The 24,346-nt window shown below is 71.3% G+C and carries 21 protein-coding genes; 19 read left to right on the top strand and 2 right to left on the bottom strand.

From position 1 onward, the window contains the following. Nucleotides 1–168 precede the first annotated feature (168 nt). The 4 genes from CNQ36_RS06230 to CNQ36_RS06215 all read left to right on the top strand — a co-directional run bounded on the left by CNQ36_RS06230 (nt 169) and on the right by CNQ36_RS06215 (nt 4,673). Nucleotides 169–735, top strand: coding sequence for a DUF4365 domain-containing protein (locus CNQ36_RS06230; protein WP_121545255.1), 567 nt, complete (start codon nt 169–171; stop codon nt 733–735). Continuing rightward, a complete protein-coding gene (locus CNQ36_RS06225) occupies nt 732–1,964 on the top strand; it encodes a hypothetical protein (protein ID WP_121545254.1) in 1,233 nt (410 codons plus the stop codon). The genes CNQ36_RS06230 and CNQ36_RS06225 overlap by 4 nt, the downstream gene beginning before the upstream one ends. Before the next feature lie 93 nt (nt 1,965–2,057). Next, on the top strand, nt 2,058–4,034 hold the full coding sequence (thrS, locus tag CNQ36_RS06220; protein ID WP_004933846.1) for a threonine--tRNA ligase: 1,977 nt from the start codon (nt 2,058–2,060) through the stop codon (nt 4,032–4,034). A 90-nt stretch (nt 4,035–4,124) separates the two neighbouring features. Beyond that, entirely contained in the window at nt 4,125–4,673 is a 549-nt protein-coding gene (locus CNQ36_RS06215; RefSeq protein WP_040907673.1) for an HIT family protein, read from the top strand. A gap of 30 nt (nt 4,674–4,703) precedes the next feature. Here the strand turns inward: CNQ36_RS06215 and CNQ36_RS06210 are convergent, their stop codons facing one another. Then, nucleotides 4,704–6,359 carry a hypothetical protein gene (locus tag CNQ36_RS06210; RefSeq protein WP_004933852.1) on the bottom strand — a complete coding sequence of 552 codons (1,656 nt, stop codon included), beginning with the start codon at nt 6,357–6,359 and terminating at the stop codon, nt 4,704–4,706. 240 nt (nt 6,360–6,599) lie between these two features. Further along, on the bottom strand, nt 6,600–8,798 hold the full coding sequence (locus tag CNQ36_RS06205; protein ID WP_121545253.1) for an elongation factor G-like protein EF-G2: 2,199 nt from the start codon (nt 8,796–8,798) through the stop codon (nt 6,600–6,602). Nucleotides 8,799–9,082: 284 nt separating this feature from the next. Between CNQ36_RS06205 and pgsA the strand changes: the two genes are divergently transcribed. The 15 genes from pgsA (at nt 9,083) to relA (ending at nt 24,338) form a co-directional block, all read left to right on the top strand. Then, nucleotides 9,083–9,754: a phosphatidylinositol phosphate synthase gene (pgsA, locus tag CNQ36_RS06200; protein WP_121545252.1), complete on the top strand. Its 672-nt coding sequence runs from the start codon at nt 9,083–9,085 to the stop codon at nt 9,752–9,754. Further along, nucleotides 9,751–10,692, top strand: a complete 942-nt coding sequence (locus tag CNQ36_RS06195; protein WP_004933860.1) for a phosphatidylinositol mannoside acyltransferase — start codon at nt 9,751–9,753, stop codon at nt 10,690–10,692. The genes pgsA and CNQ36_RS06195 overlap by 4 nt, the downstream gene beginning before the upstream one ends. Beyond that, nucleotides 10,689–11,858, top strand: coding sequence for a glycosyltransferase family 4 protein (locus CNQ36_RS06190; RefSeq protein WP_121545251.1), 1,170 nt, complete (start codon nt 10,689–10,691; stop codon nt 11,856–11,858). The genes CNQ36_RS06195 and CNQ36_RS06190 overlap by 4 nt, the downstream gene beginning before the upstream one ends. A gap of 117 nt (nt 11,859–11,975) precedes the next feature. After that, entirely contained in the window at nt 11,976–12,518 is a 543-nt protein-coding gene (locus tag CNQ36_RS06185; protein ID WP_121545250.1) for a LemA family protein, read from the top strand. 211 nt (nt 12,519–12,729) lie between these two features. Then, the gene (gene pdxS, locus CNQ36_RS06180; RefSeq protein ID WP_240659460.1) at nt 12,730–13,578 is read left to right on the top strand and encodes a pyridoxal 5'-phosphate synthase lyase subunit PdxS; all 849 of its coding nucleotides are present in this window, start codon (nt 12,730–12,732) and stop codon (nt 13,576–13,578) included. Nucleotides 13,579–13,585: 7 nt separating this feature from the next. Next, nucleotides 13,586–14,194 (top strand): pyridoxal 5'-phosphate synthase glutaminase subunit PdxT, encoded by a 609-nt coding sequence (gene pdxT / locus CNQ36_RS06175; RefSeq protein WP_121545249.1) that lies wholly within the window; start codon nt 13,586–13,588, stop codon nt 14,192–14,194. 48 nt (nt 14,195–14,242) lie between these two features. Next, a complete protein-coding gene (locus CNQ36_RS06170) occupies nt 14,243–14,995 on the top strand; it encodes a YebC/PmpR family DNA-binding transcriptional regulator (RefSeq protein WP_004933872.1) in 753 nt (250 codons plus the stop codon). A gap of 107 nt (nt 14,996–15,102) precedes the next feature. Next, nucleotides 15,103–15,678, top strand: coding sequence for a crossover junction endodeoxyribonuclease RuvC (ruvC, locus tag CNQ36_RS06165; protein WP_121545248.1), 576 nt, complete (start codon nt 15,103–15,105; stop codon nt 15,676–15,678). Continuing rightward, entirely contained in the window at nt 15,675–16,280 is a 606-nt protein-coding gene (gene ruvA, locus CNQ36_RS06160) for a Holliday junction branch migration protein RuvA (protein ID WP_121545247.1), read from the top strand. The genes ruvC and ruvA overlap by 4 nt, the downstream gene beginning before the upstream one ends. A gap of 28 nt (nt 16,281–16,308) precedes the next feature. Continuing rightward, entirely contained in the window at nt 16,309–17,382 is a 1,074-nt protein-coding gene (gene ruvB / locus CNQ36_RS06155) for a Holliday junction branch migration DNA helicase RuvB (protein ID WP_004933880.1), read from the top strand. Between the two features lie 165 nt (nt 17,383–17,547). After that, a complete protein-coding gene (gene yajC, locus CNQ36_RS06150; RefSeq protein WP_004933882.1) occupies nt 17,548–18,042 on the top strand; it encodes a preprotein translocase subunit YajC in 495 nt (164 codons plus the stop codon). A gap of 132 nt (nt 18,043–18,174) precedes the next feature. Then, nucleotides 18,175–19,947, top strand: coding sequence for a protein translocase subunit SecD (secD, locus tag CNQ36_RS06145; protein ID WP_121545246.1), 1,773 nt, complete (start codon nt 18,175–18,177; stop codon nt 19,945–19,947). 3 nt (nt 19,948–19,950) lie between these two features. Then, nucleotides 19,951–21,069 carry a protein translocase subunit SecF gene (gene secF, locus CNQ36_RS06140; RefSeq protein WP_004933885.1) on the top strand — a complete coding sequence of 373 codons (1,119 nt, stop codon included), beginning with the start codon at nt 19,951–19,953 and terminating at the stop codon, nt 21,067–21,069. Continuing rightward, complete coding sequence (locus CNQ36_RS06135) at nt 21,066–21,614, top strand: adenine phosphoribosyltransferase (protein WP_004933887.1); 549 nt, start codon at nt 21,066–21,068, stop codon at nt 21,612–21,614. Before secF ends, CNQ36_RS06135 begins: the two co-directional genes overlap by 4 nt. Nucleotides 21,615–21,809: 195 nt before the next feature. Continuing rightward, nucleotides 21,810–24,338 carry a GTP pyrophosphokinase gene (gene relA, locus CNQ36_RS06125; RefSeq protein WP_121545244.1) on the top strand — a complete coding sequence of 843 codons (2,529 nt, stop codon included), beginning with the start codon at nt 21,810–21,812 and terminating at the stop codon, nt 24,336–24,338. The last annotated feature ends 8 nt before the right edge of the window (nt 24,339–24,346 follow it).

Genomic DNA, 24,346 nt, shown 5'->3' with positions numbered 1-24,346 from the left:
ACCCACCAACCCCTCGATCTTCGTCGGCAGTTGACGCGCCGTCCGCTGCCCGAACCGGTGATACCCGGGCTGTTTGCGCCGTACGCCGGAAGGAGACAACAGGAGTACGGGTCCGTGCAGTTCAGCGACCCGCAACGGGGAAAAACTTGTTCTGGAAGGCTGTTGGCCATGGCCATCGCGCAGCCCGAACGGGGCGGGCTGCTGCCCGAGCGCACGCCACCCACCCGCGGCACCCTCGCCACCACCGCCTGCATGGAGACCCTGCAGGTCGGTTATCTGCACGCCGTCGCGGCCGCCGCGGGCTGCTCCCTGTCCCAGCCATTCCCGGACAACGGCATCGACTGGCACGTCAGCCACAGCGCCCCGGGGCACCTCGTCGACGACGAGGTCACCATCAAGGTGCAGCTCAAGGCGACCTACCAGCTCGCCCCGGGCCCCCCGGGCCGGCACTTCTCCTTCACGCTCGACAACGCCCACCTGGAGAAGCTCGCCCGCACCCCGGTCTCCGTGCACAAGATCCTGGTCGTGATGATCGTGCCGCGCTCGCAGGACGACTGGCTGCGCGCCGGACACGACCGGCTCGACCTGCGGCACTGCTGCTACTGGACCAACCTCGCCGGACACCCCGTCACCGGCCGGCGCCGCACCACCGTACGGATCCCCACTTCACGCATCTTCGACGACCGGGCGCTGTGCGAGATCATGACGCGGGTCGGGACGGGAGGAAGACCGTGACGCACCGCCCGACCGGAGAACCCCTGAAGCCCGTACGCCCGCACCCCGATACGGACGCCGTCCACGACGGGCCCGCGCCCGCCGACGTCGACCCCGCCGTGCTCACCGCCCTGCTGCGCCGGCACGGCTGGCAGCGGCGAGGCGGCGCCGCCGGACGCTACGGCCGCTGGACCCCGCCAGGACCGGGTACCGGCACCAGCCTGCTGGTACCGGCGAGTCGCGCCTTCCCCGACAGCGACGACCTGCTCGCGGAGGCCCTGCTCGCCCTGTCCCGCACCGGCACCCCCTCCGCCCGCGAGATCCTGCTCGCCCTCGCCGTCCCCAGCGACGAGATCCACTGGTGGCGCGACATCCCGGCGGCACCCGGCGGCGCCACCGCCTGGACCACGGAGGAGCAGCTGCGCTCGGCCGCCCGCCGGATCCTGCTCGCCGCAGCGCTCGCCGCCCGCGCCCGGACCGGCTTCCACGGCGCCCGGCACCGCCGCGCGGCCGCCGCCGAGCTCGACACCGTCCTGGTCGGCCCCGCGCCGGACGGCCGGAGACTGACCGTCTTCGCCCCCGTCACCACCGGCCGCCCCCTCGCCGTACGCCTCCACCACGCCCTCCACGCCACCCGCGAGGCCATCGACTACCGCCGCGCCACCGGCGGCATGGACGCCTTCGACACGGCGGTCACGGCCGGCGTCAGCCATGAGCTCACCGAGGCCCTCGTCGCCCTGGTCCGGGGCACCGAGGGCGCCCGGATCGCCGTCGCCTGGTCCCCGGCGGCCGGGGTGCCCGCCGGCTGCGCGGCCTCCGCCGAGCCCGTCGAGTTCTCGCCCGGCGACCTGCCCGTCCTGCTCGAGGCCGGACTCCGCTACCGGCACGCGGAGCCGTCCGTCACGGTGCGGATCACCGGCGCGGTCGTGCGGATGCACCGGTCCGGGCCGCGCGGCGAGGGCACGGTCCGGCTGCGGGTGCTCGCCGGGGCGGAGGTCGGCCAGGTCCGGATCACGCTCGGCGAGGAGGACTACCGGGTCGCCGGGCACGCGCATCTCGTCGGACTGCCGGTGCGGGTGCGCGGGCGGCTGGAGAGCCGGGGCGGCTTCCGCCGGCTCACCGGAGTCCAGGAGGTGGCGCCGGTCCAGGTCGACGAGGCCGAACGGGACCGGCTGATGAAGGCACTGCAGGCCAACGCCGAGACCGCGGCCTTCTTCGGTGAGGCCTGCGGGCCGGACTGCGGGGAATGATTTCGCGGTCGGCCGGTCCGGGTCGGTACGATCGCACCCATGCGTGCGCTCCGGTATGGCGCCGCGACCACAGCCTTCAGTCAGGAGAGACCGGTGTCAGACGTCCGTGTGATCATCCAGCGGGATTCCGAGCGGGAAGAACGCGTGGTGACGACGGGCACTACGGCCGCCGAGCTCTTCGCCGGCGAGCGCTCGGTCATCGCCGCGCGCGTGGCCGGCGAGCTCAAGGACCTCTCGTACGAGGTCGCGGACGGCGAGACCGTCGAGGGAGTGGAGATCTCCTCCGAGGACGGCCTGGACATCCTGCGCCACTCCACCGCGCACGTCATGGCGCAGGCCGTGCAGGAGCTGTTCCCCGAGGCCAAGCTGGGCATCGGCCCGCCGGTCAAGGACGGCTTCTACTACGACTTCGACGTCGACAAGCCCTTCCACCCCGATGACCTCAAGGCCATCGAGAAGAAGATGCAGGAGATCCAGAAGCGCGGCCAGCGCTTCTCGCGCCGGGTGGTGACCGACGAGGCCGCCCGCGAGGAACTCGCCGACGAGCCGTACAAGCTGGAGCTGATCGGCCTCAAGGGCTCCGCCTCGCACGACGACGGCGCGGACGTCGAGGTCGGCTCCGGCGAGCTGACGATCTACGACAACCTCGACGCGAAGACCGGCGAGCTGTGCTGGAAGGACCTCTGCCGGGGTCCCCACCTGCCCACCACCCGGAACATCCCGGCGTTCAAGCTGATGCGCAACGCGGCCGCGTACTGGCGCGGCAGCGAGAAGAACCCGATGCTCCAGCGCATCTACGGCACCGCCTGGCCGACCAAGGACGAGCTGAAGGCGCACCTGGAGTTCCTCGCCGAGGCCGAGAAGCGCGACCACCGAAAGCTGGGCAGCGAGCTCGACCTGTTCTCGATCCCGGAGCAGATCGGCTCCGGCCTCGCGGTCTTCCACCCCAAGGGCGGCATCATCCGCCGGGTCATGGAGGACTACTCGCGGCGCCGCCACGAGGAGGAGGGCTACGAGTTCGTCTACACCCCGCACGCGACGAAGGGGAAGCTCTTCGAGACCTCGGGCCACCTGGACTGGTACGCGGACGGCATGTACCCGCCCATGCAGCTCGACGAGGGCGTGGACTACTACCTCAAGCCCATGAACTGCCCGATGCACAACCTGATCTTCGACGCGCGCGGCCGGTCCTACCGTGAACTGCCCCTGCGCCTCTTCGAGTTCGGGACCGTGTACCGGTACGAGAAGTCCGGCGTCGTGCACGGCCTCACCCGTGCCCGCGGCTTCACCCAGGACGACGCGCACATCTACTGCACCCGCGAGCAGATGTCCGAGGAGCTCGACAAGACCCTCACCTTCGTCCTGAACCTGCTGCGCGACTACGGTCTGACCGACTTCTACCTGGAGCTGTCCACCAAGGACCCGGAGAAGTTCGTCGGCTCGGACGAGGCCTGGGAAGAGGCCACCCAGACGCTGCGCGAGGTCGCCGAGAAGCAGGGCCTGGAACTCGTGGCGGACCCCGGCGGCGCCGCCTTCTACGGTCCGAAGATCTCCGTCCAGACCAAGGACGCGATCGGCCGCACCTGGCAGATGTCGACGATCCAGCTCGACTTCAACCTGCCGGAGCGCTTCGACCTGGAGTACACCGCCGCGGACGGCTCCAAGACCCGCCCGGTCATGATCCACCGCGCGCTGTTCGGCTCGATCGAGCGGTTCTTCGCGGTGCTCCTCGAGCACTACGCGGGCGCGTTCCCGGCGTGGCTGGCGCCGGTGCAGGCGGTGGGCATCCCGGTGGGCGACGCTCACGTCGAGTACCTGGAGAAGTTCGCCACGGAGGCCAGGCAGAAGGGCCTGCGGGTGGAGGTCGACTCCTCCTCGGACCGGATGCAGAAGAAGATCCGCACCCAGCAGAAGCTCAAGGTCCCGTTCATGATCATCGTGGGTGACGAGGACATGAACGCGGGCACCGTCTCGTTCCGCTACCGCGACGGCTCGCAGGAGAACGGCATCCCGCGCGAGCAGGCACTGGCGAAGCTCCTCGACGTGGTGGAGCGCCGGGTCCAGGTGTGACCGGACGCCCCGCAGGTGCGGGGCACGGCCCCCGGGAGCGATCCCGGGGGCCTTTTCCGTGCCCCTCCGGTGACGCCATATGCTGCACGCATGACGAGTGAGCCGGAACAGCAGCTGGGAGTGGGAACGCCCGACGCGTTCCAGCGTCTGTGGACCCCCCACCGGATGGCGTACATCCAGGGCGAGAACAAGCCGAGCGGCCCGGGCGCCGACGACGGCTGCCCCTTCTGCTCCCTTCCGGCCAAGTCCGACGAGGACGGGCTGATCCTGCGGCGGGGCGAGTTGGTGTACGCGGTGCTCAACCTGTACCCGTACACGGGCGGCCACCTGATGACGGTGCCGTACCGGCACGTCGCCGACTACACGGACCTCACGGTGGAGGAGACGGCGGAGCTCGCCGAACTCACCAAGCAGGCGATGGCGGCGCTGCGGGCCGCGTCCGGCGCCCACGGCTTCAACATCGGCATGAACCAGGGCACGGTCGCGGGCGCGGGCATCGCCGCCCACCTCCACCAGCACGTCGTCCCGCGCTGGGGCGGCGACACCAACTTCATGCCGGTGGTCGGCCACACGAAGGTGCTGCCGCAGCTCCTCGCGGACACCCGCAAGATGCTCGCGGAGGCCTGGCCGGCGGCCTAGGCGGGCGGGCCCGCCCTGGCCGCCGGAGGCTCACGCGTCGTACACGTCCGCCTTGCGGGGCGAGGCGTCCTGCACCGCCGTGCTGAGGAACGACGACCGCGACCCGAACTTCTCCGTGTCCACGCCGTGCTCGTCCAGCACCTTGATCGCCGCGGAGTGCACCACCCGCAGCACCGGCGCGGCCGCGCGCAGCGCGTCGTCCGCCATGAACCGGTGCCGCCACGGCTTGTCCGCCCAGGCGTGCCGCAGACCGAACGGCTCGGGCAGGCTCAGCTTGCCGCCGAGCCAGTACAGCAGCGGCGGGTACCAGGTCAGGGGCGCCCGGGCGGCCAGCCGCACCACCTCGTCGGAGTCGACCAGCGGGAGCTTCACCTTCCGGGTCTCCCAGAACTTGATCGACTTCTGGACCTCCTTCTCCTTGGCCGCCGGCTTGCTGGTGAAGAGCGAGTGCACCGGCCCCAGCGCGTGCCCGGTGACCTCGATGCGCAGCGTCTCGTGCAGCACGGTCACGGTGATCAGCATGGTGAGCACCAGCTGGCCGTCCCACAGCGTCCACTGCACACCCAGGTAGTGCCGGTCGCCCGCGCCGAACTGCTGCTTGTTGCAGATGTCCTGTATCGCGTGGGTCTTGACCTGGTACGCCTCGACGTCCGTCCCCTCGGGCCGGGAGACCGAGTCGGCGTTCTCGCCGATGGGCGTGACGATCCAGTGCCGCACGGACGGCTTGGGGAAGCCCCCGGTGTGCAGCGGGCCGCGCTCCAGCATCCGCAGCCGGTCGTAGATGGCCTTGACGACGTCCCAGCTGCGGAACGGGTGGATCTCCCGGTCCGGGTCGGCCTGCACGAGGTCCTCGGCGAGCTGCCAGCTGCCCCAGCGGGTGCCCATGCCGAGTATGCCCTTGGGACCGGCGTAGAAGACGGAGTTGGACTGCTGCTCGGCGCCGAGCCGGGCCAGGGACTGGCGCAGCTGCTCGGCCGCCGTCTCGCCGGGGCTGCTCGGCACCGCCTCGGGCACCTTGGCGCCGACGCTGCTGCCGGAGAGCAGGCCGGCCCAGCGCTCGCGCAGGTCCCTCGCCGTGCGCTCGCAGATCTGCTTGGCCCAGAACCAGCCCAGCACCGGGGCGACGACGGCCGCGCGCGCGTACCAGCCCCAGAACCCCTCGAACGGCATGCGGATGAGGAAGAGCACGGCCAGCGCGCCCACCGCGACGAGCAGGGTGGTGGCGAGTGCGCCGGCCCTCTTGTCCTCGCGCTTCGCCATCGTCGTACGGATCTGGAAGACCAGCAGCCACAGGATGAGCCCGGGCAGGAAGAGGAGGCCGCACAGGACCATGACGGCGCTCAGCCAGTTGTCCCGCTCGCGGCGGATGCGGTGCGCGGCGAGCGCGTGCTCCACCACCACCTGCGGCTGGGTGCCGAAGGACTGGATGAGCGGTGCGCGCCCGGAGCCCAGCATCCGGTCGATGATCGCCCTGGAGTAGGCCTCGCCCAGGTTCGGCCGCAGCAGCTTCAACCTGGGTTTGCCGACGGCGGACTTGTGCCACTCGCTGTTGGCCTTGAGCAGCTCCTCCGCCTCGTTGTCCCGGTAGGCCGCGGACGCCAGCGCGAAGGTCGGCGTCTGCCCCTCGTCGCCGGTGCGCGGCACCTGCGGACCGAAGAACTCCGCGTAACCGCTCTCAACGGTCATTCCCGCCCCCGATCGCCGCGACTGTCGTCTTGCGGCCTTCCCGACTTCCGTGCTGCGCACACCTGTTGATCAGGTCTTCAGGGTATCCGCAGCCACTGCCCCGCGTCTGCGGACGGCCCAAGCCGTCCGCGGCACCGGGTGAGCCCGCCCGAAGGCGCCCCGGCACGAGGCGCTGTGGAGGCGCGTACGAGGCGCGTGCGCGGGCGCCCGCCGGGTCTCCCCGGGGGCGCCCGGCGCCGGTCAGGAGGCGGCACGCGCCTCCTCGGTGACCCGCTGCGCCACCTGCGGCGGCATGGGTTCGTGCCGTGCGTAGCGGCGGCTGAAGCGGGCGGTGCCGTGCGAGAGGGAGCGCAGGTCGATGGAGTACCGGCCGATCTCGATCTCGGGGACCTCGGCCTTGATGAGGGTGCGTCCGCCGGCCGACTGCTCGGTGCCGAGCACCCGGCCGCGCCGGCCCGACAGGTCGCTCATCACGGTGCCCACGTAGTCGTCCCCGACCAGGACGCTCACCTCGGCCACCGGCTCCAGCAGATGGATCGTCGCGTCCGCGGCCGCCTCCCGCAGGGCCAGCGCGCCGGCCGTCTGGAACGCGGCGTCGGAGGAGTCGACCGAGTGCGCCTTGCCGTCGAGGAGCGTCACCCGCACGTCGATCAGCGGATGCCCCGCGGCGACCCCCTTGACCGCCTGGGCCCGTACCCCCTTCTCCACGGACGGGACGAACTGCCGGGGCACGGCGCCGCCGACCACCTTGTCGACGAACTCGATGCCCGAGCCGTTCGGCAGCGGTTCCACCTCGATCTCGCAGATGGCGAACTGCCCGTGCCCGCCGGACTGTTTGACGTGCCGGCCGCGCCCGGCGGCCTTGCCGCCGAAGGTCTCCCTGAGCGGCACCCGGTGCGGGACGACGTCGACCTGGACGCCGTAGCGGCTGCGCAGCCGCTCCAGGGCCACGTCCGCGTGCGCCTCGCCCAGGCACCAGAGCACCACCTGGTGGGTGTCCTGGTTCTGCTCCAGCCGCATCGTCGGGTCCTCCGCCACCAGCCGGGACAGGCCCTGGGAGAGCTTGTCCTCGTCCGGTTTGCTGTGGGCCCGGATGGCCAGCGGGAGCAGCGGGTCGGGCATCTCCCAGGGCTCCATGAGCAGCGGGTCGTCCTTGGCGGACAGGGTGTCGCCGGTCTCCGCGCGGCCGAGCTTCGCCACGCACGCCAGGTCGCCCGCGACGACGTGCGGGACGGGCCGCTGCTGCTTGCCGAACGGGGTGGACAGCGCGCCGATCCGCTCGTCGACGTCGTGGTCCTCGTGTCCCCGGTCGGCCAGCCCGTGTCCGGAGACGTGGACGGTCTGGTCGGCCCGCAGGGTGCCGGAGAACACCCGGATGAGGGAGATCCGGCCCACGTAGGGGTCGGACGAGGTCTTCACGACCTCCACGACCAGCGGGGCGTCGGGGTCGCAGGGCCTGAGCTCGCGCGGCCTGCCCTCCGGGGTGGTGACGCTCGGGGTGCCGTGTTCCAGCGGGGTCGGGAAGCCGCCGGTGATCAAGTCCAGCAGTTCCACGGTGCCGAGGCCCTGCCGGGCGCCGTCGGCGGCGGGGGCGGCGGCCAGGACGGGGAAGAACACCCCGCGGGCGACCGCCCGTTCCGCGTCCTGGATCAGCGTCTTGACGTCGACGTCCTCGCCGCCGAGATAGCGGTCCATGAGGGTCTCGTCCTCGCTCTCGGCGATGATCCCCTCGATGAGCCGGCCGCGGGCCTCCTCGATCAGCGGCCGCTGCTCCTCGCCGGGCTCGGACTCCTTGCGCTCGCCGGTGGAGTAGTCGAAGAGCTTGCGCGACAGCAGTCCGGTCAGCCCCGTCACGGGCGCGTGCCCGTCGGGTCCTTCGGGGCCGTGCAGCGGCAGGTACAGCGGCAGCACGGCGTCGGGGTCGTCGCCGCCGAAGGTCTCGGCGCAGATCCGGGTCATCTCGTCGAAGTCCGCGCGGGCCGCCTCGAGGTGTGTGACGACGATGGCGCGCGGCATGCCGACGGCCGCGCACTCGTCCCACACCATGCGGGTCGAGCCGTCCACGCCGTCCGAGGCCGAGACGACGAAGAGGGCCGCGTCCGCGGCGCGCAGACCGGCCCTGAGCTCCCCGACGAAGTCGGCGTATCCGGGGGTGTCCAGCAGGTTGACCTTGATGCCGTCCCATTCCACCGGCACCAGGGAGAGCTGTACGGAACGCTGCTGCCGGTGCTCGATGTCGTCGTAGTCGGAGACGGTGCCGCCGTCCTCCACGCGGCCCGCCCGGTTCACCGCCCCCGCGGTCAGCGCGAGGGCTTCCACCAGCGTCGTCTTGCCCGATCCGGAGTGGCCGACCAGCACCACATTCCGTACGGACGTGGGATGGTCGGCCGCCCGCGCCCTGCCGGCGGCCCCGGGGTGTGTGTGCGCCTTGTCGCCCATGATCCTGCCTCCCGTGCACGGTGAGGTCACTGTGGGCGCGGACCCGCGGAATCCGCGTGCGGTGCGGCTCCGGCGACGCCCGCGGTCCTTCGAGCTTTCCACTCCCGTCACGGCGCGTCCATACGAGGGACACGATCCCGCCGCCCGCCTCCGGGTCTCCGGTACGGACCCCGTCCCGGAGCGGGCGCCCGGGTGCCCCGCCACCGCCCACGCGCGCGCGTGGCTACGATTGTGCCCGCCGGTGGCCAGTGGGGCCGCGCGGCCCACCGACCCTCGGGAAGGCCATGCTGAACAAGTACGCGCGTGCATTCTTCACGCGTGTCCTCACACCGTTCGCCGCGTTTCTCATCCGGCGGGGGGTCAGCCCCGACACGGTCACGCTCATCGGCACCGCCGGAGTGGTCGCGGGCGCGCTGGTCTTCTACCCCGTGGGCGAGTTCTTCTGGGGCACGGTCGTCATCACGCTGTTCGTGTTCTCCGACCTCGTCGACGGCAACATGGCGCGCCAGCTGGGCCGCTCCAGCCGCTGGGGCGCCTTCCTGGACTCCACACTGGACCGGGTCGCCGACGGCGCGATCTTCGGCGGCTTCGCCCTCTGGTACGCCGGGGGCGGTGACGACATCGCCCTGTGCGCGGTGTCGATCTTCTGCCTGGCCAGCGGCCAGGTGGTGTCGTACACCAAGGCGCGCGGTGAGTCGATCGGTCTGCCGGTCGCCGTGAACGGACTGGTCGAGCGGGCCGAGCGGCTGGTGATCTCGCTGGTCGCGGCCGGTCTCGCGGGTCTGCACGCGTTCGGCGTGCCCGGCATCCAGTACCTGCTGCCCGTCGCGCTGTGGATCGTCGCCGTCGGCAGCCTGGTCACGCTGATCCAGCGGGTCGTCACCGTGCGCCGGGAGTCCGCCGAGGCCGAGGCCGCCGAGCGGCAGGACACCCGGGGGAGCGAGGCCGCGAAGTGAGCGCCCGGGAGCGGCTGACCGACACCCTCTACGGCGCGGGCTGGGGCACCGTCAAGAAGCTGCCCGAACCCGTCGCCGTCCGTCTCGGCCGGAGCATCGCCGACCTCGCGTGGAAGCAGCGCGGCAAGGGCGTGCTCAGGCTGGAGAGCAACTATGCCCGCGTCGTGCCCGACGCGGGCCCGGAACGGCTGGCGGAGCTGTCCCGCGCGGGCATGCGGTCGTATCTGCGGTACTGGATGGAGTCCTTCCGGCTGCCCGCCTGGAGCGCCGAGCGGGTGGCGAGCGGCTTCGACCCCAAGGACCTGCACCATCTGACCGACGGGATGGCGGCGGGCAAGGGCGTCATCCTGGCACTGCCGCACCTGGCCAACTGGGACCTCGCCGGGGCCTGGGTCACCACCAAGCTGGGCATACCGTTCACCACGGTCGCCGAGCGGCTGAAGCCGGAGACGCTGTACGACCGGTTCGTCGCCTACCGGGAGGGCCTCGGCATGGAGGTGCTCCCGCACAGCGGCGGCTCCGCCTTCGGCACACTGGCCCGGCGGCTGCGCGACGGCGGACTGGTCTGCCTGGTCGCCGACCGCGACCTGTCCGCCTCCGGCGTCGAGGTCGGCTTCTTCGGCGAGACCGCCCGGATGCCGGCCGGACCCGCCCTGCTGGCCCAGCAGACCGGCGCCCGCCTGCTGCCGGTGACCCTCTGGTACGACGACTCGCCCGTGATGCGCGGCAGAGTGCATCCGCCGGTCGAGGTCCCCGCGTCAGGTACGCGCCCTGAGAAGACGTCTGTCATGACACAGGCGCTGGCCGACGCCTTCGCCACGGGGATCGCCGACCATCCGGAGGACTGGCACATGCTGCAGCGCTTGTGGCTGAGGGACCTCGACCCCGCGCGGGACCCGGTGACGGCCCCCGAGAAGGATCAGAAGGGGACCTCGTGAGGATCGGCATCGTCTGCCCGTACTCCTGGGACGTACCGGGCGGCGTCCAGTTCCACATCCGTGACCTGGCGGAGTACTTCATCCGGCTCGGTCACGAGGTGTCCGTCCTCGCCCCGGCCGACGACGACACCCCGCTGCCGCCGTACGTGGTCTCGGCGGGCCGCGCGGTGCCGGTGCCGTACAACGGCTCGGTGGCCCGGCTCAACTTCGGCTTCCTGTCCGCCGCGCGGGTCCGGCGCTGGCTGCACGAGGGCGCCTTCGACGTCGTCCACATCCACGAGCCGACCTCGCCCTCGCTCGGCCTGCTGACCTGCTGGGCGGCCGAGGGGCCGATCGTGGCCACCTTCCACACCTCCAACCCGCGCTCCCGCGCGATGATCGCCGCGTACGCGATCCTCCAGGCCGCCCTGGAGAAGATCAGCGCGCGGATCGCGGTGAGCGAGTACGCCCGCCGCACCCTCGTCGAGCACCTGGGCGGGGACGCGGTGGTCATCCCCAACGGCGTCGACGTCGACTTCTTCGCCGAGGCCGAGCCCAGACCGGAGTGGCAGGGCGACACCATCGGCTTCATCGGGCGGATCGACGAGCCCCGCAAGGGCCTGCCGGTGCTGATGCGGGCCCTGCCGAAGATCCTCGCCGCCCGCCCGGCGACCCGGCTGCTGGTGGCCGGCCGCGGCGACGAGAAGGAGGCGGTCGAGTCGCTGCCCCGGGAGCTGCGCCCGCGCGTGGAGTTCCTCGGCATGGTCAGCGACGAGGACAAGGCCCGTTTCCTGCGCAGCGTCGACCTGTACGTGGCGCCCAACACCGGCGGCGAGAGCTTCGGCATCATCCTCGTCGAGGCCATGTCGGCGGGCGCCCCGGTGCTCGCCTCCGACCTGGACGCGTTCGCCCAGGTCCTCGACCAGGGGGCGGCGGGCGAGCTGTTCGCCAACGAGGACGCGGACGCCCTCGCCGACGCGGCCGTACGGCTCATGGCGGACCCGGAGCGCCGCGCGGAGCTGCGCGAGCGCGGCAGCGCCCACGTCCGCCGCTTCGACTGGTCGACGGTCGGGGCGGACATCCTGTCGGTCTACGAGACGGTGACGGCGGGCGCGGCGGCGGTGGCGACGGACGACCGCGCGACGGGACTGCGGGCACGCTTCGGACTGGCGCGCGACCAGGGCTGACGGGCGTCCCGGGCCGGCGCCGCCGGCCCGGTGACCGGGCGCGGCGAGGTCCCGGGCGAGGCCGGCCCCCGGTGACGGCGGCCGGCCCCGGCGGACGTCCCGGTAGCCTTGCCGCCCGTGACCGCAACCCTCATCTGGATCCTCGTCGTCCTCGTCGCCGTCGGCCTCTACCTGAGCTGGACGGCGGGGCGGCTGGACCGGCTGCACACCCGTATCGACGCCACCCGGGCCGCGCTCGACGCGCAACTGCTGCGCCGCGCCTCCGTGGCACAGGAACTGGCCACCTCGGGTGTGCTCGACCCCGCCGCCTCGATCGTGCTCTACGAGGCGGCGCACGCCGCACGGCAGGCGGTCGAGGAGCAGCGCGAGGTCGCCGAGAGCGAGCTCAGCCAGGCCCTGCGCGCGGTGTTCGCCGACGCGCCGCAGGTGGACGCGGTCAAGGAGGCGCCCGGGGGAGAGGAGACGGCCCTGGAACTCGGCGAGGCGGTGCGCAGGGTCCCGATGGCCCGGCGCTTCCACAACGACGCCGTCCGCGCCGCGCGGGCGCTGCGCCGCCACCGCAAGGTGCGCTGGTTCCGGCTGGCCGGACACGCGCCGTTCCCGATGGCCGTCGAGATGGACGACGAGCCGCCGGCCGCCCTGGGCGAGCGGGCCGCGTAACGGCGGGATCCGGCCGCCCGGCCCCGCCGCAGGACCGCCCCCGACCGAAAACGATCCACCGGCTTCCCATTGGCCCTTGCTGTGGACTGCTCCGTTCACGTTTCCTCAGTGCTGCAGAACCCCCCTTTTCCCGTCAGTGAGGTCATCCGTGTCCAGCACGCTCTCCGAAAACCAGGGTCCCGAAACCGGCACCGCCCGCGTGAAGCGCGGCATGGCCGAGCAGCTCAAGGGCGGCGTGATCATGGACGTCGTCACGCCGGACCAGGCCAAGATCGCCGAGGACGCCGGCGCCGTCGCCGTCATGGCGCTGGAGCGGGTCCCCGCCGACATCCGCAAGGACGGCGGCGTGGCCCGGATGTCCGACCCGGACATGATCGAGGGCATCATCGGGGCGGTCTCCATCCCCGTGATGGCCAAGTCCCGCATCGGCCACTTCGTCGAGGCCCAGGTGCTGCAGTCGCTCGGCGTCGACTACATCGACGAGTCCGAGGTCCTCACCCCCGCCGACGAGGTCAACCACTCCGACAAGTGGGCGTTCACCACCCCCTTCGTCTGCGGTGCCACCAACCTGGGCGAGGCCCTGCGCCGCATCGCCGAGGGCGCCGCGATGATCCGCTCCAAGGGCGAGGCCGGCACCGGCAACGTCGTCGAGGCCGTCCGCCACCTGCGGCAGATCAAGAACGAGATCGCCCGGCTGCGCGGCTACGACAACAATGAGCTGTACGCCGCCGCCAAGGAGCTGCGCGCCCCGTACGAGCTGGTCAAGGAGGTCGCCGCGCTGGGCAAGCTCCCCGTGGTCCTCTTCTCCGCCGGCGGTGTCGCCACCCCGGCCGACGCCGCGCTGATGCGCCAGCTCGGCGCCGAGGGCGTCTTCGTCGGCTCCGGCATCTTCAAGTCCGGCGACCCGGCCAAGCGCGCCGCCGCCATCGTCAAGGCGACCACCTTCTACGACGACCCGAAGATCATCGCGGACGCGTCGCGCAACCTGGGCGAGGCCATGGTCGGCATCAACTGCGACACCCTCCCCGAGGCCGAGCGCTATGCCAACCGCGGCTGGTAGTCCGCCGATGAGCGACGCACCGGTCGTCGGCGTCCTGGCCCTCCAGGGCGACGTGCGGGAGCACCTCGTCGCCCTGGCCGCGGCCGGCGCAACGGCCAGGGAGGTCAGGCGTCCCGGGGAGCTCGCCGAGGTCGACGGCCTGGTCATCCCCGGCGGCGAGTCCACCACGATCTCCAAGCTGGCCGTCCTGTTCGGCCTGATGGAGCCCCTGCGCGCACGGGTGCGCGACGGCATGCCCGTCTACGGCACCTGCGCTGGCATGATCATGCTGGCCGACAAGATCCTCGACCCGCGCTCGGGCCAGGAGACCGTCGGAGGCATCGACATGATCGTGCGCCGCAACGCCTTCGGACGGCAGAACGAGTCCTTCGAGGCGGCGGTCGACGTCGCGGGCGTCGCCGGCGACCCGGTGGAGGGCGTCTTCATCCGCGCTCCCTGGGTGGAGTCCGTGGGCGCCCGGGCCGAGGTGCTCGCCGAGCACGGCGGACACATCGTGGCGGTCCGCCAGGGCAACGCGCTGGCCACGTCGTTCCACCCGGAACTGACCGGCGACCACCGCGTGCACGCCCTGTTCGTCGACATGACACGCGCGAACCGGACGGCCGAGTCCTTGTAGGATTCCTGCGTTCGTTGCAGAGATGGGTTACGCGAAGGAGACAGGCAGATGTCCGGCCACTCTAAATGGGCCACGACGAAGCACAAGAAGGCCGTGATCGATGCCAAGCGCGGCAAGCTCTTCGCGAAGCTGATCAAGAACATCGAGGTCGCCGCGCGTATGGGCGGTGTCGACCTGGAGGGCAACCCGACCCTCTACGACGCCGTCCAGAAGGCCAAGAAGCAGTCGGTGCCGAACAAGAACATCGACTCCGCCATCAAGCGCGGTGGCGGTCTCGAGGCCGGTGGCGCCGACTACGAGACGATCATGTACGAGGGCTACGGTCCCAACGGTGTCGCGGTGCTCATCGAGTGCCTCACCGACAACCGCAACCGTGCCGCCTCGGACGTGCGCGTCGCGATGACCCGCAACGGCGGTTCCATGGCCGACCCGGGTTCGGTGTCCTACCTGTTCCACCGCAAGGGCGTGGTGATCGTCCCCAAGGGCGAGCTGAGCGAGGACGACGTCCTCACCGCCGTGCTGGACGCGGGCGCCGAGGAGGTCAACGACCTCGGCGAGAACTTCGAGGTGCTGAGCGAGGCCACCGACCTGGTCGCCGTGCGCACCGCCCTGCAGGACGCCGGGATCGACTACGACTCCGCCGAGGCAAACTTCGTCCCGACCATGCAGGTCGAGCTGGACGAGGAGGGCGCCAGGAAGATCTTCAAGCTCATCGACGCCCTGGAGGACAGCGACGACGTGCAGAACGTCTTCGCCAACTTCGACGTGAGCGACGAGATCATGGAGAAGGTCGACGCGTAACGCGTCCACTGCTCAGCGGGCCGGCGGGACACTTCCGTCGGCCCGTCGCCCTGTCAGTGGCACCCGATAGCCTGCACAAACAGGTGATCGAGGGAAGGAGCCGACGCGTGCGCGTACTGGGGGTGGACCCGGGCCTCACCCGGTGCGGTGTCGGCGTGGTGGAGGGGGTGGCCGGGCGCCCGCTCACGATGCTCGGTGTCGGAGTGGTGCGCACACCGGCGGACGCCGACCTCGGCCACCGCCTCGTCGCCGTCGAACAGGGCCTCGAACAGTGGCTGGACGAGCACCGGCCCGAGTACGTCGCCGTGGAACGCGTCTTCAGCCAGCACAACGTGCGGACGGTGATGGGCACGGCCCAGGCCAGCGCGGTCGCCATCCTGTGCGCCTCCCGCCGGGGCATCCCCGTCGCCCTGCACACGCCCAGCGAGGTCAAGGCCGCCGTCACCGGCTCGGGCCGCGCCGACAAGGCCCAGGTCGGGGCCATGGTCACCCGGCTGCTGCGGCTGGACGCGCCGCCGAAGCCCGCCGACGCCGCCGACGCCCTCGCGCTCGCCATCTGCCACATCTGGCGCGCCCCCGCCCAGAACCGGCTCCAGCAGGCGGTCGCCCGGCAGGCCTCGGGGACCCCGCAGGCGCCCCGCGCCACCGCACGCCCGCACGCATCGAAAGGCCGTACGACATGATCGCCTTCGTCTCCGGCACGGTCGCCGCCCTCGCCCCCGACGCCGCGGTGGTCGAGGTCGGCGGTGTCGGCATGGCCGTCCAGTGCACGCCGAACACGCTCTCCACGCTCCGCGTCGGACAGCCCGCCAAGCTCGCCACCTCCCTCGTCGTCCGCGAGGACTCCCTCACGCTGTACGGCTTCGCCGACGACGACGAGCGCCAGGTCTTCGTGCTGCTCCAGACGGCCAGCGGCGTCGGCCCCCGGCTGGCCCAGGCGATGCTCGCCGTGCACAGCCCCGACGCCCTGCGCGGAGCCGTCGCCACCGGGGACGAGAAGGCGCTCACCGCCGTCCCGGGCATCGGCAGGAAGGGTGCGCAGAAACTGCTCCTGGAGCTCAAGGACCGCCTCGGCGAGCCGACCGGCGCCCCCGCCGTCGGCGCACCCGTCACCAGCGGCTGGCGCGACCAGCTGCACGCCGCCCTGATCGGCCTCGGCTACGCCACCCGGGAGGCCGACGAGGCGGTGGCCGCCGTCACGCCCCAGGCGGAGGCCGCCGGGGGCACTCCGCAGGTGGGGCAGCTGCTCAAGGCGGCACTGCAGACGCTGAACCGCGCCCGATAGCCCGTACCGAGAGCTGAGGCATACGCACATGAACTGGGACGACGCCACCGACACGGACGCCGCCGGCGAGCGGCTGGTGGGCTCGGTCGCCGACGGCGAGGACCAGGCCGTGGAGGCCGCCCTGCGCCCCAAGGACCTGGGCGAGTTCATCGGCCAGGAGAAGGTCCGCGAACAACTCGACCTCGTGCTGCGCGCCGCCCGCGCACGCGGCGCCACCGCCGACCACGTGCTGCTCTCGGGAGCCCCCGGCCTGGGCAAGACCACCCTCTCCATGATCATCGCCGCCGAGATGGAAGCCCCCATCCGCATCACCTCCGGCCCCGCCATCCAGCACGCGGGCGACCTCGCGGCGATCCTGTCCTCCCTCCAGGAGGGCGAGGTCCTCTTCCTCGACGAGATCCACCGCATGTCCCGGCCCGCCGAGGAGATGCTCTACATGGCGATGGAGGACTTCCGCGTCGACGTGATCGTCGGCAAGGGCCCCGGCGCCACCGCCATCCCCCTCGAACTGCCCCCCTTCACCCTGGTCGGCGCCACCACCCGGGCGGGACTGCTGCCGCCCCCGCTGCGCGACCGCTTCGGCTTCACCGCGCACATGGAGTTCTACGAGCCCGCCGAGCTGCAGCGGGTCGTGCACCGCTCGGCGCATCTGCTCGACGTGGAGATCGACGCGCACGGCGCCGCCGAGATCGCCGGCCGCTCCCGCGGCACGCCCCGTATCGCCAACCGGCTGCTGCGCCGCGTCAGGGACTACGCGCAGGTCAAGGCCGACGGAGTGATCACCCGGGGCATCGCCGAGGCGGCCCTCGCCGTCTACGAGGTCGACGCCCGGGGCCTCGACCGGCTGGACCGGGCCGTGCTGGAGGCCCTGCTGAAGCTGTTCGGCGGCGGACCCGTCGGCCTGTCCACGCTCTCCGTCGCGGTCGGCGAGGAACGTGAGACCGTGGAAGAGGTGGCCGAACCCTTCCTCGTGCGGGAGGGTCTGCTCGCCCGCACCCCGCGCGGGCGGGTCGCCACCCCGGCGGCGTGGGCGCACCTCGGTCTCGCACCACCCCGTTCACAGGCCGCCGGAAACGGACAAGGGGACCTGTTCGGGGCGTGACACCGCGCGTGTTGGCCGAGGCAGGAACCTGGGTGCCATGCTGAGCGTTGTTCCCTTGGTGCGGACTCGCTTAGACTCCGCCGATGCCGCCGTTGACGGCGGCACCACATACCCCCAACCATCAGGCCGTTCACCATCGCGGTCGTGTGAAGGAAGTTCCGACCCGTGAGTCTCCTGACCCTCCTCCCGTTCATTGTGCTCATCGGGGCCATGTTCCTGATGACCCGGTCGGCCAAGAAGAAGCAGCAGCAGGCAGTCGACATGCGGAACCAGATGCAGCCCGGTTCCGGCGTCCGCACCATCGGGGGCATGTACGCCACGGTCAAGGAGGTCAGCGAGGACACGGTCCTCCTCGACGCCGGCCCGGGTGTGGAACTGCTGTTCGCCAAGAACGCGATCGGTGCCGTCCTGACCGACGAGGAGTACAACCGCATCGTCCACGGCGTCGAGCACGACCTGAAGTCCGACGTCGTCCCCGACGACGCCTCCTCCCTCACCGAGACCGACGACTCCTCCGACGCTGCCGCCGCCTCCGACGACACGCCCGTCGACCTCGGCAAGAAGGACGCCGCCGACGAGCCGGCCGACGCCGACACGGCCGGCGAGGCGAAGGCGGACGCACAGTCGAAGAAGTCCGAGGGCGACTCCGAGGCGAAGTAGTCGTGTCCCGGGGCGCGCGGGTGCCGCCCGCGCGCCCCGGGACATGCCCAGCTCGCACGGAATCCCGACACCATGTCATGGCCGCCGGCTCCCCGACCGGGCGCGAGGCGGCCCGAGAGGGAGTACGAGAAGGTGGCAGCACTCAAAAAGGGACGGAACGCGAGCGCCACAAGTAAGCCGTGGCGCTCGCTGGCTCTGATCCTGATCGCCATCGTGGCGCTCACCGGGGGAATGTTCGCCTCCGGGCACAAGACCCCGCGTCTCGGCATCGACCTGGCCGGCGGTACGAGCATCACGCTGGCAGCGGTCCCCGAGGCCGGCCAGGAGTCCGCGATCAACAAGACCAACATGGCCACCGCGGTCTCCATCATGGAGCGGCGGGTCAACGGTCTGGGCGTCTCCGAGGCCGAGGTCCAGACGCAGGGCACCCGCAACATCATCGTCAACATTCCCAAGGGCACGAACTCCAAGCAGGCCCGGGAACAGGTCGGCACCACCGCGAAGCTGTACTTCCGTCCCGTCCTCACCACCGAACTCGCGGGTGGCGGCGCCGCTCCCACGCCCAGCGCGACCGGCAACGGCTCGGAGCAGGACTCCGGCAAGGACAAGGCGACCGACAAGGCGACGGACAAGGCCACCGACGGCGCGTCCCCCTCGGCGAGCGCCACCACCCAGGGCCGTGCGGTCACCGACGCCCTGAAGGCCGACGAGACGCCGTCCGCCTCCCCGAGCGGCACCGCCGGGGACAAGGCGGCCCCCACCCCCTCCGCGACCGGCGGCACCTCCGGCGACGCGGACAGCAAGCTCCAGGCCCAGTACGCCGCGCTCGACTGCACCAAGGAGAGCGTCCGCGCCAAGGCCGGTGAGGGCTCCAAGTCCACCGACGCGACCGTCGCCTGCGGCCAGAACAGCCAGGGCCAGTGGCAGAAGTACATCCTCGGCCCCGCCGCGGTCGACGGCACCGAGGTCGACAAGGCCAAGGCCGTGCTGAACACGCAGTCCGGCGCCGGCTGGACCGTGACGATGGACTTCACCGACAAGGGCAGCAAGAAGTTCGCCGACATCACCGGCAAGCTCGCGCAGAACCAGTCGCCGCAGAACCAGTTCGCCATCGTGCTGGACAACGAGGTCGTCTCCGACCCCTACGTCAGCCAGGCCCTGACCGGCGGCAACGCCGAGATCTCCGGCAACTTCACCCAGCAGTCGTCGCAGGAACTGGCGAACATGCTGTCCTACGGCGCGCTGCCGCTGACCTTCCGCGAGGACAGCGTCACCACCGTCACCGCCGCCCTCGGCGGCGAGCAGCTGAAGGCCGGTCTGATCGCCGGTGCCATCGGCCTCGCCCTGGTCGTCCTGTACCTGCTGGTCTACTACCGCGGCCTGTCCTTCATCGCCATCGCCTCCCTGCTGGTCTCCGCGGCCCTCACCTACGTGATCATGTCGCTGCTCGGCCCGACGATCGGCTTCGCGCTGAACCTGCCGGCCGTGTGCGGTGCCATCGTCGCGATCGGCATCACGGCGGACTCGTTCATCGTGTTCTTCGAACGGGTCCGGGACGAGATCCGCGAGGGCCGCACGCTGCGCCCCTCCGTCGAGCGTGCCTGGCCGCGTGCCCGGCGCACCATCCTGGTCTCCGACTTCGTGTCGTTCCTCGCCGCCGCGGTGCTCTTCGTCGTCACCGTCGGCAAGGTCCAGGGCTTCGCGTTCACGCTCGGTCTGACCACCGTCCTCGACGTGGTGGTGGTGTTCCTCTTCACCAAGCCGCTGCTGACGCTGATGGCCCGCCGGAAGTTCTTCGCGAGCGGCCACAAGTGGTCCGGTCTCGACCCGAAGGCACTGGGAGCGAAGCCGCCGCTGCGCCGGACCCGCCGTCCCTCCGCCCCCACCCACACGAAGGAGGCGTGAGAGATGTCGAAGCTCGGCAACCTCGGTGCCCGACTGCACCACGGCGAAGTCGGCTACGACTTCATCAAGAACCGCAAGATCTGGTACGGCATCTCCATCCTGATCACCATCACGGCCATCGTCGGCCTGGCGGTGCGCGGCCTGCACATGGGCATCGAGTTCCAGGGCGGAGCGGTCTTCACCACCCCGAAGAACATGAGCGTCTCGGTCGCCACGGCCGAGGGGTACGCGGAGGACGCCTCCGGCCACGACGCCATCGTCCAGAAGCTCGGTGACGGCAGCCTGCGCATCCAGGTCGCGGGCATCGACACCGGCACCTCGGACAAGATCAAGGAAACCCTCGCCAAGGACCTCAAGGTCGACGGCGAGCAGATCAACGCCGAACTGGTCGGTCCCAGCTGGGGCGAGCAGATCGCCAACAAGGCCTGGCAGGGCCTGGGCATCTTCCTGGTGCTGGTCGTGATCTATCTGGCGATCGCCTTCGAATGGCGCATGGCGGTCGCCGCGTTCGTCGCGCTGATCCACGACATCACCATCACCGTCGGCATCTACGCCCTCGTCGGCTTCGAGGTCACGCCGGGCACGGTGATCGGTCTGCTCACCATCCTCGGCTATTCGCTGTACGACACGGTGGTCGTCTTCGACAGCCTCAAGGAACAGACGAAGGACATCACCAAACAGACCCGCTGGACCTACAGCGAGATCGCCAACCGCTCGATCAACAGCACGCTGGTCCGCTCCGTCAACACCACGGTGGTGGCGCTGCTGCCGGTCGCCGGCCTGCTCTTCATCGGCGGCGGTGTCCTCGGCGCCGGCATGCTGAACGACATCTCGCTGTCGCTGTTCGTCGGTCTCGCCGCCGGTGCGTACTCCTCGATCTTCATCGCCACCCCGCTCGTCGCCGACCTCAAGGAACTCGAGCCGTCGATGAAGTCCCTGAAGAAGCGCGTCCTGGCCAAGCGCGCCCAGGGCGGGGCCACGGACGACACCGAACACTCCGCGGTCACAGACGAGGAGTACGGCGACGAGGACGGGGACGCCGCACCCGCGGTCGTCGGCCCGCGCCACCAGCCCGCAGCCCGCGCCCGCGGCCGGGGCCGTCCCTCCGGGAAGCGCCGATGAACGGGCTCACGGACATCTCGGCCCTGCTGCTGAGCCGCATCCGGGACGTGGCGGACTACCCGGAGCCGGGTGTGATGTTCAAGGACATCACCCCGCTCCTGGCGGACCCCGAGGCGTTCACCGCGCTCAGCGACGCCCTGGCCGGCATCGCCCGCAGCACCGGCGCCACCAAGGTCGTCGGCCTGGAGGCCCGCGGATTCATCCTGGGCGCCCCGGTCGCCGTCCGCGCGGGCCTCGGCTTCATCCCCGTACGCAAGGCGGGCAAGCTCCCCGGAGCCACCCTCAGCCAGGCGTACGACCTGGAGTACGGCTCCGCCGAGATCGAGGTGCACGCGGAGGACCTCACCCGGGACGACCGCGTCCTGGTGGTCGACGACGTCCTCGCCACCGGAGGCACCGCCGAGGCGTCGGTCCAGCTCATCCGCAGGGCGGGCGCCGAGGTCGCCGGCCTCGCGGTCCTGATGGAGCTCGGATTCCTCGGCGGCCGGGCCCGGCTGGAGCCGGCCCTGGCCGGCGCTCCGCTGGAGGCGCTGCTCACGATCTGACCCGTGACAAGGCGCGGGCGAGAGGCGCCCTGTCACACCACGCAGGCGGACCCGGAGGAATCCGGTGTCCGCCTCGTGCGTTTCACGGGTAGACGGTCCTCACACCGCTCCGAAGGCGATCCCCGGGCACGGGATCGCTACCATGGGGTCTCCGGAGCCTGACCGGGGGACCCGGATCGCGCACGAGGAGTCCTCTTGCCAGACGAGGCCCAACACCTGACCGCAGCCAAGCCCGAGTCCGCCTCGGCGGCCGCGGCGAAGCCCGCGCCGAGCGCGCCCCACGCGAAGAACGACTCGCGCGGGCCGGTCCAGCACGCCCAGGCAGCTCCGGCCGACAAACCCGAGCAGCCGCGCCCCAAGCCGGCCCCGCCCGAGCGCTCGGCGCCCCTGGCCCGCCCCAACACCGGCCAGCCGCGCTCCGGCTCCTCCAACCGCGTCCGCGCCCGCCTCGCCCGGCTCGGCGTGCAGCGGGCGAACCCGTACAACCCGGTGCTGGAGCCGCTGCTGCGGATCGTGCGCAGCAACGACCCCAAGATCGAGAACGCCACGCTGCGCCAGATCGAGCGCGCCTACCAGGTCGCCGAGCGCTGGCACCGCGGCCAGAAGCGCAAGAGCGGCGACCCGTACATCACGCATCCGCTCGCCGTCACCACCATCCTCGCCGAGCTCGGCATGGACCCGGCCACCCTGATGGCCGGACTGCTGCACGACACCGTCGAGGACACCGAGTACGGCCTGGAGGACCTGCGCCGCGACTTCGGCGACGTGGTCACCCTGCTCGTCGACGGCGTCACCAAGCTGGACAAGGTCAAGTTCGGCGAGGCCGCGCAGGCCGAGACCGTGCGCAAGATGGTCGTCGCCATGGCCAAGGACCCGCGCGTCCTGGTCATCAAGCTCGCCGACCGCCTGCACAACATGCGCACCATGCGCTACCTCAAGCGCGAGAAGCAGGAGAAGAAGGCGCGCGAGACCCTGGAGATCTACGCGCCGCTCGCCCACCGACTGGGCATGAACACCATCAAGTGGGAGCTGGAGGACCTCGCCTTCGCGATCCTCTACCCCAAGATGTACGACGAGATCGTCCGCCTCGTCGCCGAGCGCGCCCCCAAGCGCGACGAGTACCTCGCCATAGTCACCGACGAGGTGCAGCAGGACCTGCGCGCCGCCCGCATCAAGGCGACCGTCACCGGCCGCCCCAAGCACTACTACAGCGTCTACCAGAAGATGATCGTCCGCGGCCGGGACTTCGCGGAGATCTACGACCTGGTGGGCATCCGCGTCCTGGTGGACACCGTCCGCGACTGCTATGCGGCGCTCGGCACCGTCCACGCCCGCTGGAACCCGGTTCCGGGGCGGTTCAAGGACTACATCGCGATGCCCAAGTTCAACATGTACCAGTCGCTGCACACGACGGTCATCGGCCCCGGCGGCAAGCCCGTCGAGCTGCAGATCCGCACGTTCGACATGCACCGCCGCGCGGAGTACGGCATCGCCGCGCACTGGAAGTACAAGCAGGAGGCCGTCGCCGGCGCCTCCAAGGTGCGCACCGACGCGCCCAAGTCGTCCGGCAAGAGCAAGGACGACCACCTCAACGACATGGCATGGCTGCGCCAGCTGCTGGACTGGCAGAAGGAGACCGAGGACCCGGGCGAGTTCCTGGAGTCGCTCCGCTTCGACCTGTCCCGCAACGAGGTCTTCGTCTTCACCCCCAAGGGCGACGTCATAGCGCTCCCCGCGGGCGCCACCCCGGTGGACTTCGCGTACGCGGTCCACACCGAGGTCGGCCACCGCACCATCGGGGCGCGGGTCAACGGGCGGCTCGTCCCGCTGGAGTCGACCCTCGACAACGGCGACCTGGTGGAGGTCTTCACCTCCAAGGCGGCCGGCGCGGGCCCCTCCCGGGACTGGCTCGGCTTCGTGAAGTCGCCGCGCGCCCGCAACAAGATCCGCGCCTGGTTCTCCAAGGAGCGCCGCGACGAGGCCATCGAGCAGGGCAAGGACTCCATCGTCCGCGCGATGCGCAAGCAGAACCTGCCGATCCAGCGCATCCTCACCGGCGACTCGCTGGTCACGCTGGCGCACGAGATGCGCTACTCCGACATCTCCGCGCTCTACGCGGCGATCGGCGAGGGCCATGTCTCCGCGCCGAACATCGTGCAGAAGCTCGTCCAGGCCCTCGGCGGCGAGGAGGCGGCCACCGAGGAGATCGACGAGGCGGTGCCGCCGGCCCGCGGACGCGGCCGCAAGCGCCGCTCCAGCGCCGACCCCGGTGTCGTCGTCAAGGGCGTCGACGACGTCTGGGTGAAGCTGGCCCGCTGCTGTACGCCGGTGCCCGGCGACCCGATCATCGGGTTCGTGACCCGCGGCAGCGGCGTATCGGTTCACCGCAGCGACTGCGTCAACGTCGACTCGCTGTCCCGGGAGCCCGAGCGGATCCTCGACGTCGAGTGGGCGCCCACCCAGTCGTCGGTGTTCCTGGTCGCCATCCAGGTCGAGGCCCTGGACCGGTCCCGGCTGCTGTCGGACGTCACCCGCGTGCTGTCCGACCAGCACGTCAACATCCTGTCCGCGGCCGTCCAGACCTCCCGCGACCGCGTCGCCACCTCCCGTTTCACATTCGAGATGGGCGACCCCAAGCACCTCGGCCACGTCCTGAAGGCCGTACGCGGTGTGGAGGGCGTGTACGACGTGTACCGGGTGACCTCGGCCCGCAACCGCACCTAGGGTCTTTC

This window comes from Streptomyces fungicidicus (genome assembly GCF_003665435.1).
GTDB classification, from domain to species: domain Bacteria; phylum Actinomycetota; class Actinomycetes; order Streptomycetales; family Streptomycetaceae; genus Streptomyces; species Streptomyces fungicidicus.
This window is presented reverse-complemented; position numbering and strand designations above follow the sequence as displayed.

Bases quoted from the DNA above. Each gene is read 5' to 3' on its own strand.
- CNQ36_RS06135 (WP_004933887.1), top strand. From the start codon at position 21,066: ATGAACGGGCTCACGGACATCTCGGCCCTGCTGCTGAGCCGCATCCGG.
- CNQ36_RS06230 (WP_121545255.1), top strand. From the start codon at position 169: ATGGCCATCGCGCAGCCCGAACGGGGCGGGCTGCTGCCCGAGCGCACG.
- CNQ36_RS06170 (WP_004933872.1), top strand. From the start codon at position 14,243: ATGTCCGGCCACTCTAAATGGGCCACGACGAAGCACAAGAAGGCCGTG.
- CNQ36_RS06210 (WP_004933852.1), bottom strand. From the start codon at position 6,359: ATGACCGTTGAGAGCGGTTACGCGGAGTTCTTCGGTCCGCAGGTGCCG.
- pdxS (WP_240659460.1), top strand. From the start codon at position 12,730: ATGGCCGAGCAGCTCAAGGGCGGCGTGATCATGGACGTCGTCACGCCG.
- CNQ36_RS06205 (WP_121545253.1), bottom strand. From the start codon at position 8,798: ATGGGCGACAAGGCGCACACACACCCCGGGGCCGCCGGCAGGGCGCGG.
- pgsA (WP_121545252.1), top strand. From the start codon at position 9,083: ATGCTGAACAAGTACGCGCGTGCATTCTTCACGCGTGTCCTCACACCG.
- ruvB (WP_004933880.1), top strand. From the start codon at position 16,309: ATGAACTGGGACGACGCCACCGACACGGACGCCGCCGGCGAGCGGCTG.
- pdxT (WP_121545249.1), top strand. From the start codon at position 13,586: ATGAGCGACGCACCGGTCGTCGGCGTCCTGGCCCTCCAGGGCGACGTG.
- ruvA (WP_121545247.1), top strand. From the start codon at position 15,675: ATGATCGCCTTCGTCTCCGGCACGGTCGCCGCCCTCGCCCCCGACGCC.
- secF (WP_004933885.1), top strand. From the start codon at position 19,951: ATGTCGAAGCTCGGCAACCTCGGTGCCCGACTGCACCACGGCGAAGTC.
- CNQ36_RS06215 (WP_040907673.1), top strand. From the start codon at position 4,125: ATGACGAGTGAGCCGGAACAGCAGCTGGGAGTGGGAACGCCCGACGCG.